At 65.5% G+C, this 14,363-nt stretch carries 12 protein-coding genes; 7 read left to right on the plus strand and 5 right to left on the minus strand.

The window, feature by feature from the left end:
* Positions 1 to 87: 87 nt before the first annotated feature.
* Positions 88 to 1,359, minus strand: a complete 1,272-nt coding sequence (locus tag VL129_RS00265) for a hypothetical protein (RefSeq protein WP_325408880.1) — start codon at positions 1,357 to 1,359, stop codon at positions 88 to 90.
* 254 nt (positions 1,360 to 1,613) lie between these two features.
* Here VL129_RS00265 and trxA point away from each other — a divergent pair, with 254 nt between their 5' ends.
* From trxA to VL129_RS00295, 6 genes are all read left to right on the plus strand, one after another.
* Positions 1,614 to 2,486 carry a thioredoxin gene (gene trxA, locus VL129_RS00270; RefSeq protein WP_325408882.1) on the plus strand — a complete coding sequence of 291 codons (873 nt, stop codon included), beginning with the start codon at positions 1,614 to 1,616 and terminating at the stop codon, positions 2,484 to 2,486.
* Between the two features lie 147 nt (positions 2,487 to 2,633).
* A complete protein-coding gene (locus VL129_RS00275) occupies positions 2,634 to 3,218 on the plus strand; it encodes a DUF2796 domain-containing protein (RefSeq protein ID WP_325408884.1) in 585 nt (194 codons plus the stop codon).
* 17 nt (positions 3,219 to 3,235) lie between these two features.
* Positions 3,236 to 3,931: an ABC transporter ATP-binding protein gene (locus tag VL129_RS00280; protein WP_325408954.1), complete on the plus strand. Its 696-nt coding sequence runs from the start codon at positions 3,236 to 3,238 to the stop codon at positions 3,929 to 3,931.
* 1 nt (position 3,932) lies between these two features.
* Complete coding sequence (locus VL129_RS00285; protein ID WP_325408889.1) at positions 3,933 to 5,198, plus strand: ABC transporter permease; 1,266 nt, start codon at positions 3,933 to 3,935, stop codon at positions 5,196 to 5,198.
* Positions 5,199 to 5,206: 8 nt separating this feature from the next.
* Positions 5,207 to 5,731 (plus strand): DUF3299 domain-containing protein, encoded by a 525-nt coding sequence (locus tag VL129_RS00290; protein ID WP_325408891.1) that lies wholly within the window; start codon positions 5,207 to 5,209, stop codon positions 5,729 to 5,731.
* A 125-nt stretch (positions 5,732 to 5,856) separates the two neighbouring features.
* The gene (locus tag VL129_RS00295; RefSeq protein WP_325408893.1) at positions 5,857 to 6,555 is read left to right on the plus strand and encodes an OmpW/AlkL family protein; all 699 of its coding nucleotides are present in this window, start codon (positions 5,857 to 5,859) and stop codon (positions 6,553 to 6,555) included.
* 217 nt (positions 6,556 to 6,772) lie between these two features.
* On the opposite strand, the gene VL129_RS00300 is transcribed toward VL129_RS00295, so the two are convergent.
* From VL129_RS00300 to VL129_RS00310, 3 genes are all read right to left on the minus strand, one after another.
* Positions 6,773 to 7,663 carry a sugar nucleotide-binding protein gene (locus VL129_RS00300; protein WP_325408895.1) on the minus strand — a complete coding sequence of 297 codons (891 nt, stop codon included), beginning with the start codon at positions 7,661 to 7,663 and terminating at the stop codon, positions 6,773 to 6,775.
* A gap of 195 nt (positions 7,664 to 7,858) precedes the next feature.
* Positions 7,859 to 8,365, minus strand: coding sequence for a single-stranded DNA-binding protein (ssb, locus tag VL129_RS00305; RefSeq protein ID WP_325408897.1), 507 nt, complete (start codon positions 8,363 to 8,365; stop codon positions 7,859 to 7,861).
* A 16-nt stretch (positions 8,366 to 8,381) separates the two neighbouring features.
* Positions 8,382 to 9,767, minus strand: coding sequence for an MFS transporter (locus tag VL129_RS00310; RefSeq protein ID WP_325408899.1), 1,386 nt, complete (start codon positions 9,765 to 9,767; stop codon positions 8,382 to 8,384).
* A 138-nt stretch (positions 9,768 to 9,905) separates the two neighbouring features.
* Between VL129_RS00310 and uvrA the strand changes: the two genes are divergently transcribed.
* On the plus strand, positions 9,906 to 12,755 hold the full coding sequence (gene uvrA, locus VL129_RS00315; RefSeq protein ID WP_325408901.1) for an excinuclease ABC subunit UvrA: 2,850 nt from the start codon (positions 9,906 to 9,908) through the stop codon (positions 12,753 to 12,755).
* Between the two features lie 83 nt (positions 12,756 to 12,838).
* Here uvrA and VL129_RS00320 read toward each other — a convergent pair whose 3' ends face one another.
* Positions 12,839 to 14,299, minus strand: a complete 1,461-nt coding sequence (locus VL129_RS00320; RefSeq protein WP_325408903.1) for a catalase — start codon at positions 14,297 to 14,299, stop codon at positions 12,839 to 12,841.
* Between the last annotated feature and the right edge of the window lie 64 nt (positions 14,300 to 14,363).

The raw sequence follows: 14,363 nt of genomic DNA on the forward strand, positions 1-14,363 counted from the left end.
GAGCAGCAGAAAAATGCGGCCGGCATGCAGCCGGCCCGAGGGCAGTGGCCGGCAGGACGGGTCACCCGCCCTGCCGATCAACCGATATCAGAATGTCAGACCGACGTTCAGGCGGGCACCGTCAAACTCGCTCTTGTCGTGACGCTGATAGCTGGCACCGACGAAGAACTGGGTATTGGTGTCGGTGGAAGCCGACCAGCCGAAGTTCACGCCCAGCTCGTTGTTTTGCTCCGAATACAGCGTGTCGCCATAGAAGCGGGTGTCGCGCAGATACACCTGGGTCGCCAGCTTCCACGGCAGGGCAACATGCCAGGCCACGCCGTTGGTCATGGCCTTGTTGCTCAGGTCGTAGTCGATGACATAGACGTCGGTGATGCCGGTATCTTCGTCCTCGTCTTCATACTCGAAGCGCACGCTATCGATCTTCGCCAGACTGTTGGTCAGCGTGAAGTTCTGGCCCAGCAGCGAGAAGTCGAAGCGGGTGGTCAGCGACAGGGCGCGCAGGATGCCGGCGGTCATCAGCTCGCCGGAGCCGGCGATGCCGTAGTCGATGGCCGGAGTGGTCTCCAGGCCGTCGATCAGCGGGATGGTCCAGCCAAAGCCCAGCTGCAGGCTGTAGTTGTTGGTTTCGCTGTTGATCTCGGTGTGGCTGATCGGCATGCGGAACTGCAGGCGATGGCCGGGGAGCCAGTCAAGCTTGAAGGTGTAAGCCAGCGGCAGGTGAATGCTGGTGATCTCGTTGCCGGCCACGGTCTGCGAACCGTAGCGGATACCCAGGTCCCACTGGTTGTCGATGTCCTGCTGGTTGGTGCCAGTGATCGAGGTATTGGTCAGGCCGTGGATGGTGCCGACCATGGAGGCCATCAAGCTGTTGGGGTTACCCGCGACCGGATCGAAGCCGGTGTTGGCTACAGCAGCCTTGTTGATTTCGGTGAGGATTTCCCGATCGCCATCAACCTTGACCAGATAATCGGCCAGCTTGTCGAGCGCGTCATCCCCACCATACAGATCATCGGTGAATGCCTCACCGTTAATACCCAGGCTGGGAATGTCCAGAATCACTTGGGTAACCGTCTGGCCATTCTGAATGACGGGCTTATGGGTCAAGGTGATGGGCACACCACGGAACTTAATATTGGCAATAGCAGTGTTCGCATTTTCGTTGAACCCCGTCCACTTGCTGCGGATGTAATCGACATCGACTACATCAATGGCGTCCTCCGCCGTGTTAAAAGCCACCTTATAAGGAGCCGTCTCTGTGGGGGCATCATCCCAGATAAGCTCCACTTCAAACAAAGCCGCCTGCGCAGGCACCGCCGTCAGCGCGATGGCCGAAGCCAGCACTAGTTTACGAAACATAGTTTTTCCTCCCCCGTTGATGATCCCTACCCCGGTGTTGGCAGACTCCGTTCGGCAGGCGATGTTATTTTGCCTTTATTCCCCGGCAGCGCCTAGAAGCGAAGCGCCAGATCTTGTCAAGGCGCCCCACGAGAAGCAATAAACGCGCCGGATTGCCGATCCTGCCTATCCGCTTATCGGAACGCACCCGACTTTCCGCCAGCGCCAACCCGTCTTACCATCTCTGCATTGCCCGTTTCCTTTGAGAAAGCCCGATGAGCGCAACCCCGTACGTCTTCGATGTCACCGACGCCAGCTTCGAGAAGCTGGTGATCGAGAACTCCTTTCACAAACCCGTGCTGGTGGACTTCTGGGCCGAGTGGTGTGCGCCGTGCAAGGCGCTGATGCCGGTGCTGGCGAAGATCGCCGAGGAGTATCAGGGTGAGCTGCTGCTGGCCAAGGTGAACTGCGATTTCGAGCAGGGCGTGGTGACGCAACTGGGCATCCGCAGCCTGCCCACCGTGGTGCTGTTCAAGGACGGTCAGCCGGTGGATGGTTTTGCCGGGGCCCAGCCGGAATCGGCGATTCGCGCCATGCTCGAACCCCACGTGCAGCTGCCCGCCACACCCGAGGCCGACCTGCTGGACAGCGCCCGGGCGGCCTTCGCCGAGGGCCGCATCGGCGAGGCGGAAGCGCTGCTCGTACAGCTGCTCACCGAGGATAATCAGAACGCCCCCGCGCTGATCCTCTACGCTCGCTGCCTGGCCGAGCGCGGCGAGCTGGGCGAAGCCGAGACGGTACTCAACGCCGTGCCCGCCGGTGACGAACACAAGCAGGCGCTGGCCGGCGCCCGCGCCCAGCTGACCTTTCTGCGCCAGGCAGCCGACCTGCCGGAGATGGCGCTGCTCAAGTCACGCCTCGCCCGGGATGCCGGCGATGACGAGGCGGCCTATCAACTGGCCATCCAGCAACTGGCGCGCCAGCAGTACGAGGCGGCGCTCGACGGTTTGCTGGCGCTGTTCATGCGCAACCGGCATTACGCCGATGGCCTGCCGCACAAGACGCTGCTGCAGGTCTTCGACTTGCTGGGCAACGATCACCCGCTGGTCACCCAGTACCGTCGCCGTCTGTATCAGGCGCTGTATTAAGTGCCGGAGCACCTTGCCAGAGCGGCGCGAATGCAGCCGCTTCCGCAAAAGCCGGGCAGCACGGTGGCAAGCACCCCGGGAATTTAGTTATAAAGTAACAATTAACCCCGAACGCCAGACATCCGCTCCATCCCCTGAGGAGGTTTCATGCATTACCTTCTGCTTTCTCTCGCCCTGCTGCTGCCCGGTTTCGCCCAGGCCCAGGCTCATGACCACGAGCACGCCAACAACAGCCTGGACGCCCATGTCCACGGCGAGGCCGGGCTGGATGTCGCGCTGGAGGGCAAGCAGCTGGAGCTGCAGCTGCACAGTCCGGCCATGAACCTGGCGGGCTTCGAACGCGCTCCCGCCAATGCCCGGGAACAGGCCCGCCTGAATGCCGTGCGGGATTTCCTCACCCAGCCGGAAAAGATGTTCGCGCTGCCCGCCGAGGCCGGATGCGCACTCGAACGCGAGGCCGTGAGCAGCGAGCTGTTCGGCGTGGCCGCCGGTGATGAAGATCACCTGGCCCTGCATGACGAAACCTCCGAGGCCGTGCCCGCCGACGATCACCACGACATTCATGCCTATTACCAGTTCACCTGCGCCAAGCCCCAGGCCCTGCGCTCGATCGACCTGCGCAACCTGTTCCGCCAGTACCCGGGGGTGCATGAGCTGGATGTGCAGCTGATCGGCCCGCGCGGACAGAAAGGCCAGACCCTGAGCACCCGCAATCCTGTCCTGCAGTTCTGAACGTGACGACCGACCCCCTGCTCGACATTGTCCAGCTCGGCTTCGCCTGGCCCGGCCAGGCGGAGCTGCTGGACATCCCGGCCTTCCAGCTGCGGCGCGGCGAAAGTGTGTTCCTGCGTGGACCATCCGGCAGCGGCAAGACCACCCTGCTCGGCCTGCTCGGCGGCGTGCAGGTGCCAGGACGCGGCCAGGTGCGCCTGCTCGGCCAGGATCTCGCCAGCCTCGGCCCCGCAGCCCGGGACCGCTTCCGGGTCGACCATACCGGCTACCTCTTCCAGCAGTTCAACCTGCTGCCCTTTCTCTCGGTGACCGAAAACGTCGCGCTGCCCTGTCGTTTCTCGCGCCTGCGCCAGCGCCGCGCCCAGGAACGGGATGGCAGCGTGGTCGCCGCCGTCGAGCGCCTGCTGGGCGATCTGGGCCTGCCCGCCGAATTGCGCACGCAGCCGGCCTCGTCGCTCTCCATCGGCCAGCAGCAGCGGGTCGCCGCCGCCCGGGCGCTGATCGGCCAGCCCGAGCTGGTGATCGCCGACGAGCCCACTTCGGCGCTGGATGCGGACAGCCGCGAGGCGTTCCTGCGCCTGTTGTTCGCCGAATGCTGCGCAGCCGGCGCCAGCCTGCTGTTCGTCAGCCACGACCAGAGCCTCGCGCCGCTGTTCGACCGCGCCCTGTCACTGGCGGAGCTGAACCGCGCAACACCGCGCCCGGGAGTCTGATATGCCGCTGCTTCGCCTGGCCCTGGCCAGCCTGGCCAATCGCCGTTTCACCGTACTGCTGACCGTTTTCGCCATCGGCCTGTCGGTCTGCCTGCTGCTGGCCGTCGAGCGCACCCGCAGCGAAGTACGCAACAGTTTCGCCAGCACCGTCAGCGGCACCGACCTGATCGTCGGCGCGCGCTCCGGTGCGGTGAATCTGCTGCTCTATTCGGTGTTTCGCATCGGCAACGCCACCAACAACATCCGCTGGGAAAGCTACCAGCGCTTCGCCGAGCACCCGCGGGTGAAGTGGGCGATCCCGCTGTCGCTGGGCGATTCGCACCGGGGCTTCCGGGTGCTGGGCACCAGCGCGGCCTACTTCGAGCATTTCCGTCACGGCCGCCAGCAGGCGCTGCAGTTGGCCGAAGGGCGGCCGTTCGGCAGCGAGCCTTTCGAAGTGGTGCTGGGCGCGGAAGTGGCCGGCAGCCTCGGCTACCGGCTGGACCAGGAGATCGTGCTGGCCCACGGCGTGGCCCGGGTGAGCCTGACCCACCATGACGACAAGCCGTTTCGCATTGTCGGCATTCTCAAGCGCACCGGCACACCGGTGGATCGCACCCTGCACGTGCCGCTGCAAGGCATCGAAGCCCTGCATGTGGACTGGCGGAACGGCATGCCGGCGCGCGGCGCCGGCCGCGTCAGCGCCGAGCAGGCGCGCCAGCTCGATCTGCAGCCCAAGCAGATCACCGCCGTGCTGCTCGGCCTGCATAGCCGGGTAAGCACCTTCGCCCTGCAGCGGGAGATCAACCAGTACGGCGGCGAACCGCTGCTGGCGATCCTGCCCGGCGTGGCCCTGCAGGAACTGTGGAGCCTGATGGGCGTCGCCGAGCAGGCGCTGTTCGTGGTCGCGCTGTTCGTGGTGCTGATCGGCCTGGTCGGCATGCTCACCGCCATCCTCTCCAGCCTCAACGAGCGGCGCCGCGAGATGGCCATCCTGCGCTCGGTGGGCGCGCGTCCCTGGCATATCGCCGGCCTGCTGGTGCTGGAAGGCGGCGCCCTGGCGCTGGCCGGCATCCTGCTCGGCCTGATGCTGCTCTACCTGGGCCTGTTGCTGGCGCAGGCGCCGTTGCAGAGCCATTTCGGCCTGTATCTGCCGCTGAGCGCGCCGAGTGCCTATGAATGGGGCCTGCTGGGCGCTATCTTCGTCACCGCCCTGCTGATGGGCGCCCTGCCGGCCTGGCGCGCCTATCGCCAGTCGCTGGCCGATGGTCTGTCGATCCGCCTATGAGGTTATCCATGCTGCGCCACCTGCTTGTCCTGCTCTTCGTGGTGTCCCTGCCGCTGCACGCCGCGCAAGTGCGCGAGCTGAGCTGGGACGATCTGGTGCCAGCCGACGCGCCGCCGCCGGTAACCCCGGAGCTACCGATGCATGACCTGGCCGAGCTGGGCGACGTGCTGCTGGGCACGGCCGAAGCGACCACAAACATGCCCCAGGCCACCGGCCAGCCGGTGGTGCAGGCGCTGAACGGCCAGCGAGTGCGTCTGCCCGGCTACATCGTGCCGCTGGATATGACCGAACGCGGCCGGGTGATTGAATTCCTGCTGGTGCCCTACTACGGCGCCTGCATCCACGTGCCGCCGCCGCCTTCCAACCAGATCGTGCATGCGGTCAGCGAGCTGGGCGTGGCGATCCAGGAGCTCTGGCAGCCCTTCTGGATCGAGGGAACGATGCACACGGAGTCGATCAGCAGCGAGCTGGCCGAAGCCGGCTACCGTATCCGCGCGGAAAAGATCTATGCCTACGAGGAAGGTGACCTTTAAGGCACATTGACAGCAGGGACAAGCTGTCGCAGGCACGACCTTTGGACTATTGAGCCAGATCAAAAATCACCAAAAACCCCAGGCGCACCATGGTTATCACTAAACACGAAACCCTGGAGTTCCCCATGCGCAAGACTCTGTTCGTTGCTTCCGCCCTGGCCCTGGCCATTGCCGCCCCGCTCGCCCACGCTCACCAGGCAGGGGACATCATTGTTCGTGCGGGGGCGGTGACGGTCGATCCCAATGGCGACAGCGGCGCGCTCAAGGTTGATGGAACCGCTTTGGCCGGCACCGAGGCCACGGTAGACAGCAACACCCAACTGGGTCTGAACTTCGCCTACATGCTGACCGACAAGGTCGGTGTCGAGCTGCTGGCCGCCACCCCCTTCACCCATGACGTGCATGTGAAGGGCCTGAACAACGCACTCAATATGACCGGCCTGGATGGCAAGCTGGGCGAAGTCACCCACCTGCCGCCGACCCTGAGCGTGGTGTATTACCCGCTGGACAACAAGGCCGCCTTCCAGCCCTACGTGGGCGTGGGCCTCAACTACACCGTGTTCTTCGACGAAGAGCTGACCGCCAACCGCAAGGCCCAGCAGTTCAGCGACCTGAGCCTCGACAGCTCCGTAGGTCTGGCCTTCCAGGTCGGCGCCGACTACATGCTGAACGACAAGCTGATGGTCAACGCTCAGATCCGTTATATCGATATCGGCACCGACGCCACCGTGAAGGGGCCGGGCGCCCTGAACGTGCAGAAAACCACCGTCAGCGTCGACGTCGACCCGATGGTCTACATGGTCGGCCTGGGCTATAAGTTCTAAGCCAACCGCAAAAGCAAACGCCCCGCTCAATGCGGGGCGTTTGCTTTTGATACGCCCGCACACAGCCGAAGCGTTTGTGTGTGGGGGCCGGGTTTATCCCGGCCGAGGGCAGTGGGAGCGACACCGAGGCGCGAGACCAATTCCGCTGACCGGCATAAAGCCGGCCCCACAGGAAGCCACGCCCACATCGAATGATTGTCAGCGCCTCTCCGGCCTTTCAATTCGCCCCGTGCCGGAAATAGCGATCCAGCAGGGCCGGTAGGCCGGCGCGCCAGGCGCGTGGCTTGACGCCATAGGTGTTGAGGATCTTCTTGCAGGCCAGCACCCCGTGCTGGGGTTCCACGGACGCATCGGCACAGGCCGCGTGCGCCAGCGCGATGATCTCGGCCGGCGGCAGCGTGCGCAGGTTGCGCGCCTCGGCGACCATGCACTGCCCCAGCGCCAGCACGGTGGTGGCTTCCTGGGCGCCGTAGTGGTAAGTGCCCCACAGCGGCGCGGCGCAGTCGAGCTGCTTGAGTATCGCGAGGATCACCCGCGCCACATCGTCTACCGGGCAGGGATTGCCGCGCCGGTCATCGGCCAGCTCCAGCGGGTCGCCGGTTTCCAGGCGACGCAGGAAGCGGCCGAGCACGCCATCGCGGCTGTCGTCGAGAATCCAGCCGGTGCGCAGGATGACGTGGCGCGGACACAGGGAACGCACTACATGCTCCATCTCCACCAGGGCCTGGCCCAGAGGACCGAGCGGCTGCGGCTCGTCCGCCTCGCCATAGGCGGTTACCCGCGCGCCATCGAACACGCGGTAGCTGGACGGCTGCAGCAGGATGATGCCGTGATACTGGCAAAGCTCGGCCAGGCGCTCGACGGTTTCCTGCTGCGCGGCCAGCCGAGCCTCGTCCACCTTGCTGTTCTGGAACCAGTCGTAATAGAAGGCCAGATTGACCACGACATCCGGACGGGTGTCGTCGAGCAGTTGGGTCAGGCTGGCGGCATCCCAGGCGGCATCCGGTGGACGCGGGGCGAGAAAGCCGATGTCCTCCTCGGCACCCTTGGCAATCAGCGACTGCCCCAATGCGCTGCCGCCACCGAGCAGCATCAGACGCATGCGCATGGAATCGACTCGCTATATGAAGAATGACTGAATGACTGCATGGTGGCCGGCATGGGGAAATCAGGTTGAACGGCACGCGTTGCGGGCGATGACCTTCGGCATTCTGCGGGTTTGCTATCGGATCGTCACTAGTGATCTTGCTTCCTGGAAGCAAAAAGCGCAGCCGAGGCTGCGCTTTTGTCTGTGACGCACTTCTCAGAACGGGATGTCGTCGTCGAAGCTGTCGTAATCGGGCGCCGGCTGGGCCGGAGCCTGCTGCGGAGCCGGACGCGACGCGGCAGGAGCCTGCTGCTGCGGCTCGCGCTGCGGACGGGCCGGACGCTGGGCGTATTCACCGCCGCCTTCGGCGTTGCCGCCACGGCCGCCGAGCAGCTGCATGGTGCCACCCATGTCCACCACGATCTCGGTGGTGTAGCGGTCCTGGCCCTGCTGGTCCTGCCACTTGCGGGTCTGCAGGCGGCCTTCGATGTAGCATTGCGAGCCCTTGCGCAGGTACTCGCCGGCGATTTCGGCAACCTTGCCGAACAACACGACACGGTGCCATTCGGTACGTTCCTGCAGCTGGCCGGTCTGCTTGTCCTTCCAGCTGTCGGTGGTGGCCAGGGTGATGTTGGTCACCGCGTTGCCGTTGGGCAGGTAGCGGGTTTCCGGATCTCCGCCCACGTTGCCGATCAGAATGACTTTGTTAACCCCACGGGCCATGACGCTTCTCCCAGGTTCAGCACGCCGGCGTCGGTTCGATCAGACGCTCGAGCGACGCGCGGTCCAGTTGTTCGGTATCCACTTTGATGTACAGGGCGGCTTCCTCAGCCACCACCACGACGTCCGCCACGCCCGGCACCGCCAGCAGGCGCGCGGTCAGCCCGCTATCGGCCAGCGCCGCGCGCGACAGCGACAGGCGCAGGCTGGTGACATAGGGAGGCTCGCGCATGGTAGCAGCAATTACCAGCCAGATCGCGCACAGCAGCGCACAGCCGATGAAAACCGCGCCCAGTCCGCCCTGCTCCAGCAGCCAGCCGCCGAAGATGCCTCCCAGCGCCGCGCCGAGGAACTGGCTGGTGGAATACACCCCCATCGCCGTGCCCTTGCCGGCCGCCGGCGAGACCTTGCTGACCAGCGAGGGCAACGAGGCTTCCAGCAGGTTAAAGGCCATGAAGAACAGGATGGCGCCGATCACCAGCGCGGTCAGGCTATGGCCCAATTGCCAGAAATACAGCTCGCAGACCAGCAGCAGCGCCACGGCGCCAAGCAGCACGCGCTTCATCTGGCGCTTCTTCTCGCCATAGATGATGAACGGCACCATGGCGAAGAAGCCCACCAGCATGGCCACCAGGTACACCCACCAGTGCTCGTCGCGCGGCAGGCCGGCCTGTTCGACCAGCGTCAGCGGCAGCGCCACGAAGCTGGCCATGAGGATCGCGTGCAGCACCAGGATGCCGACGTCCAGGCGCAACAGCTCGCCATGGCGCAGGATGCCGCCCAGCGCCTGGCGGGCCACGCCGGACTCGCGATGGCGCAGCGCCGCCGTGGCCTTGGGCACCATGCCCGCCACGACCACCATGCCGAACAGCGCCATGCCGGCGGTGATCCAGAACAGGCCGGACAGGCCGAAGGCGCGCGTGACCAGCGGCCCGGCCACCATGGCCAGGGCGAAGGACACGCCGATGCTCATGCCGATCATGGCCATGGCCTTGGTGCGATGCTGTTCGCGGGTCAGGTCGGAGAGCAGCGCCATCACGGCGGCGGAAATCGCCCCGGCGCCCTGCAGCACCCGGCCGGCGATGACGCCCCAGATGGAGTCGGCATTGGCCGCCAGCGCCGAGCCGGCGGCGAAGATCAGCAGGCCGGCATAGATCACCGGACGCCGACCGATACGGTCCGACAGCACGCCAAAGGGAATCTGCAGCAGCGCCTGGGTCAGGCCGTAGGCGCCGATGGCCAGGCCGATCAGCGCCGGGGTGCTGCCGGCCAGTTCCTGGCCGTAGGTGGCGAGCACCGGCAGGACCATGAACATGCCGAGCATGCGGAAGGCGAAGACCATGGCCAGCCCGCCGGCGGCCCGGGTCTCGGCCGGGGACATGCGTTCGCTGGACGAATCGTGCATGAACGAACAAGCCTCGTGAAAAGGGCCGCAGATTCTAGCAGGACGAGGCGGGCTTGGACGGACAAGCGCGCTTGTGACGCGCCTTTCTCCTGCCCGTATACTTCCGCCTTTCCGCCCGCCATGCGAGGCCCGCTGTACGTGGACCAGATCCTGATCCGTGGGGCGCGTACCCACAACCTGAAGAACATCGACCTGACCCTGCCGCGCGACAAGCTGATCGTCATCACCGGCCTGTCCGGCTCCGGCAAGTCCTCCTTGGCCTTCGACACGCTGTATGCCGAGGGCCAGCGCCGCTACGTAGAATCGCTGTCCGCCTATGCGCGGCAGTTCCTGTCGATGATGGAAAAGCCCGACGTGGACACCATCGAGGGCCTGTCGCCGGCGATTTCCATCGAGCAGAAGTCCACCTCGCACAACCCGCGCTCCACGGTGGGCACCATCACCGAGATCTACGACTACCTGCGCCTGCTGTACGCGCGGGTCGGCACGCCGCGCTGCCCGGATCACGACATTCCGCTGGAAGCGCAGACCGTCAGCCAGATGGTCGATCAGGTGCTGGCCCTGCCCGAGGGCAGCAAGCTGATGCTGCTGGCGCCGGTGATCCGCGAGCGCAAGGGCGAGCACCTGGCGGTGTTCGACGAACTGCGCGCCCAGGGTTTCGTGCGCGCACGGGTGAATGGCCGACTCTACGAGCTGGACGAACTACCCGCGCTGGAAAAGCAGAAGAAGCACACCATCGAGGTGGTGGTGGACCGCTTCAAGGTGCGCGCCGACCTGCAGCAGCGCCTGGCCGAATCCTTCGAGACCGCGTTGAAACTGGCCGACGGCATCGCCCTGGTGGCGCCGATGGACGAAGGCAGCGATCAGGAGGAGCTGATCTTCTCCGCGCGCTTCGCCTGCCCGGTGTGCGGCCACTCGATCAGCGAGCTGGAGCCCAAGCTGTTCTCGTTCAACAACCCGGCCGGCGCCTGCGGCACCTGCGACGGCCTGGGCGTCAAACAGTTCTTCGATGCCCGCCGGGTGGTCACCGGCAATCTGAGCCTGGCCGCCGGGGCCATTCGTGGCTGGGACCGGCGCAACATCTATTACTTCCAGATGCTCGGCTCGCTGGCCGCCCATTACGGCTTCGACCTGGATGCGCCGTTCGACAGCCTGAGCGCCGAGAACCAGAAGCGCATCCTGTACGGCAGCGGCAAGGAGAGCATTGCCTTCCGCTACCTGAACGACCGGGGGGACATCGTCAGCCGTTCGCATCCGTTCGAGGGCATCCTCAACAACCTGGAACGCCGCTACCGCGAGACCAGTTCCGACAGCGTGCGCGAAGAGCTGGCCAAGTACCTGGGCACCCAGCCCTGTCCGGACTGCCTGGGCACCCGCCTGCGCCGTGAGGCGCGGCACGTGTGGGTTGGCGACAAGACGCTGCCGGGAGTGACCGGCCTGCCGGTGGGAGACGCCTGCGAGTACTTCGCCGGTCTCAGCCTGCCCGGCCAGCGTGGCGAGATCGCCGCCAAGATCCTCAAGGAAATCCGCGAGCGCCTGCAATTCCTGGTCAATGTCGGCCTTGACTACCTGACCCTGGACCGCAGCGCCGAGACGCTGTCCGGCGGCGAGGCGCAGCGCATCCGCCTGGCCAGCCAGATCGGCGCCGGCCTGGTGGGCGTCATGTACATCCTCGATGAACCCTCCATCGGCCTGCACCAGCGCGACAACGAGCGCCTGCTGGGCACCCTCACCCACCTGCGCAACCTGGGCAACACGGTGATTGTGGTGGAGCACGACGAGGATGCCATCCGCCTGGCCGACTACGTGGTGGACATCGGCCCCGGCGCCGGCGTGCATGGCGGGCGCATCGTCGCCGAAGGCACGCCCGACGAGATCATGGCCCACCCGGATTCGCTGACCGGCAAGTACCTGTCGGGCCGCGAGCGCATCCGCTACCCGGCCGAGCGTACGCCGCGCGATCCGCAGAAGCTGCTTACCCTCAAGGGCGCGCGCGGCAACAACCTGCGCAAGGTCAATCTGGAGATTCCGGTCGGCCTGCTGACCTGCGTCACCGGGGTGTCCGGCTCGGGCAAGTCGACGCTGATCAACAACACCCTGCATCCCATCACCGCCACCGCGCTGAACGGCGCCACCAGCCTGGAAGTGGCGCCCTACGACAGCTTCGACGGTCTGCAGCACCTCGACAAGGTGGTGGACATCGACCAGAGCCCGATCGGCCGCACGCCGCGCTCCAACCCGGCCACCTACACCGGGCTGTTCACACCGATCCGCGAACTGTTCTCCGGCGTACCGGAAGCCCGCGCGCGCGGCTACGGCCCGGGCCGCTTCTCCTTCAACATCAAGGGCGGACGCTGCGAGGCCTGCCAGGGCGACGGCGTGCTCAAGGTGGAGATGCACTTCCTGCCGGACATCTATGTGGCCTGCGACGCCTGCAAGGGCAAGCGCTATAACCGCGAAACCCTGGAAGTGAAATACAAGGGCAAGAACATCTACGAGGTGCTGGAGATGACCATCGAGGAGGCCCGCGCCTTCTTCGATCCGGTGCCTGCCGTGGCGCGCAAGCTGCAGACGCTGATCGACGTCGGTCTCTCGTATATCAAGCTCGGCCAGAGCGCGACCACGCTGTCCGGCGGCGAGGCCCAACGGGTGAAACTGTCCCGCGAATTGTCCAAGCGGGACACTGGCAAGACCCTGTACATCCTCGACGAGCCCACCACCGGCCTGCACTTCGCCGACATCCAGCAGTTGCTGGACGTGCTGCACCGGCTGCGCGACCACGGCAACACCGTGGTGGTGATCGAACACAACCTGGATGTGATCAAGACCGCCGACTGGCTGGTCGACCTGGGCCCCGAAGGTGGCTCGCGGGGCGGCCAGATCATCGCCACCGGCACGCCGGAGCAGGTCGCCGACAACCCGGCCTCGCACACCGGGCGCTTCCTCAAGCCCCTGCTGGCGCGCGACGCGCAACCGCTCGGCGCCTGAGGTTGCCGATACGTCGCCCCTCAGGCGTATCCTGAAAACAAAAAGCCCGCAGCATGCTGCGGGCTTGTTTTTTCCGGCCTCGATCAGACCAGGGCTTCCTCCACGGGAATCTCCAGAGCCTTGGCGATACCGCTGCCGTAGGCCGGGTCGGCCAGGTAGCAGTGGCGGATGTGGCGCAGCTTGATGTGCCGCTCCACCCCGTTCATGGCCCGGGCGGTGTTACCGAACAGACGCTCCTGCGCAGCACTGTCCATCAGGCGGAACAGGTCGCCGGCCTGGGTGAAGTAATCGCTGTCGTCCTCGCGGTAGTCGTAGCGACCGGCCGCGCCGGAAAGCGCCATCGGCGGCTCGCTGAAGTCCCGCTGCTCCTTCCATTCCCCGTAGCTGTTCGGCTCGTAGTGCAGCCGGCTGCCATGGTTGCCGTCCACGCGCATAGCACCGTCGCGGTGGTAGCTGTGGAACGGGCAGCGCGGCGCGTTGACCGGGATCTGGTGGTGGTTGACCCCCAGGCGGTAGCGCTGTGCATCGCCGTAGGAGAACAGACGACCCTGCAGCATGCGGTCCGGCGAGAAGCCGATGCCGGGCACTACGTTGGCCGGGGTGAACGCGGCCTGTTCCACGTCCTGGAAGTAGTTGTCCGGGTTGCGGTTCAGCTCGAAGTAGCCGACCTCGATCAGCGGGTAGTCTTTCTTCGACCACACCTTGGTCAGGTCGAACGGGTGGAAGCGGTAGGTCGCCGCGTCGGCCTCCGGCATGATCTGCACGTACAGCGTCCAGCGCGGGAAATCGCCCCGCTCGATCGCCTCATAGAGGTCCCGCTGCCCGCTCTCGCGGTCATTGGCGACGATGGCCGCCGCTTCCGCGTCGGTCAGGTTCTTGATGCCCTGCTGGGTCTTGAAGTGGAACTTGACCCAGTAGCGCTCGTTCTGCGCGTTGATGAAGCTGTAGGTGTGCGAGCCGAAGCCGTGCATGTGCCGGTAGGAGGCCGGGATGCCGCGATCACCCATCACGTAGGTCACCTGGTGCAGCGCTTCGGGCAGGCCGGTCCAGAAGTCCCAGTTGTTGTTGGCGCTGCGCATGTTGGTGCGCGGGTCGCGCTTCACGGCGTGGTTCAGATCGGGGAACTTCAGCGGGTCGCGGAAGAAGAACACCGGGGTGTTGTTGCCCACCAGATCCCAGTTGCCTTCCTCGGTATAGAACTTCAGCGCGAAGCCGCGGATATCGCGTTCGGCATCCGCAGCGCCACGCTCGCCGGCCACGGTGGAGAAGCGGGCGAACATCGGAGTCTGCTTGCCGATCTGCGAGAACACCTTGGCGCGGCAATAGCGGGTGATGTCATGGGTGATGGTCAGCGTGCCGAAGGCGCCGGAACCCTTGGCGTGCATGCGCCGCTCCGGAATCACCTCGCGGTCGAAGTGGGCGAGCTTTTCCAGGAACCAGACGTCCTGCAGCAGCATCGGGCCGCGCGGACCCGCGGTCATGACGTTCTGGTTCTCGGCTACCGGAGCACCGGCGGCGGTGGTGAGTTTCGGCTTGTCGGTCATCGTCTGGATCCCTCTGGTTTCTGTTCGGAGGAACTGGCGGGCCAGTTCGTTGAGGCGACTATAC

It is taken from the genome of Pseudomonas sp. (genome assembly GCF_035497915.1).
Lineage (GTDB): Bacteria > Pseudomonadota > Gammaproteobacteria > Pseudomonadales > Pseudomonadaceae > Serpens.

Bases quoted from the DNA above. Each gene is read 5' to 3' on its own strand.
- VL129_RS00300 (WP_325408895.1), bottom strand. From the start codon at position 7,663: ATGCGCATGCGTCTGATGCTGCTCGGTGGCGGCAGCGCATTGGGGCAG.
- VL129_RS00275 (WP_325408884.1), top strand. From the start codon at position 2,634: ATGCATTACCTTCTGCTTTCTCTCGCCCTGCTGCTGCCCGGTTTCGCC.
- trxA (WP_325408882.1), top strand. From the start codon at position 1,614: ATGAGCGCAACCCCGTACGTCTTCGATGTCACCGACGCCAGCTTCGAG.
- VL129_RS00265 (WP_325408880.1), bottom strand. From the start codon at position 1,359: ATGTTTCGTAAACTAGTGCTGGCTTCGGCCATCGCGCTGACGGCGGTG.
- VL129_RS00310 (WP_325408899.1), bottom strand. From the start codon at position 9,767: ATGCACGATTCGTCCAGCGAACGCATGTCCCCGGCCGAGACCCGGGCC.
- VL129_RS00285 (WP_325408889.1), top strand. From the start codon at position 3,933: ATGCCGCTGCTTCGCCTGGCCCTGGCCAGCCTGGCCAATCGCCGTTTC.
- VL129_RS00320 (WP_325408903.1), bottom strand. From the start codon at position 14,299: ATGACCGACAAGCCGAAACTCACCACCGCCGCCGGTGCTCCGGTAGCC.
- VL129_RS00295 (WP_325408893.1), top strand. From the start codon at position 5,857: ATGCGCAAGACTCTGTTCGTTGCTTCCGCCCTGGCCCTGGCCATTGCC.
- VL129_RS00290 (WP_325408891.1), top strand. From the start codon at position 5,207: ATGCTGCGCCACCTGCTTGTCCTGCTCTTCGTGGTGTCCCTGCCGCTG.
- ssb (WP_325408897.1), bottom strand. From the start codon at position 8,365: ATGGCCCGTGGGGTTAACAAAGTCATTCTGATCGGCAACGTGGGCGGA.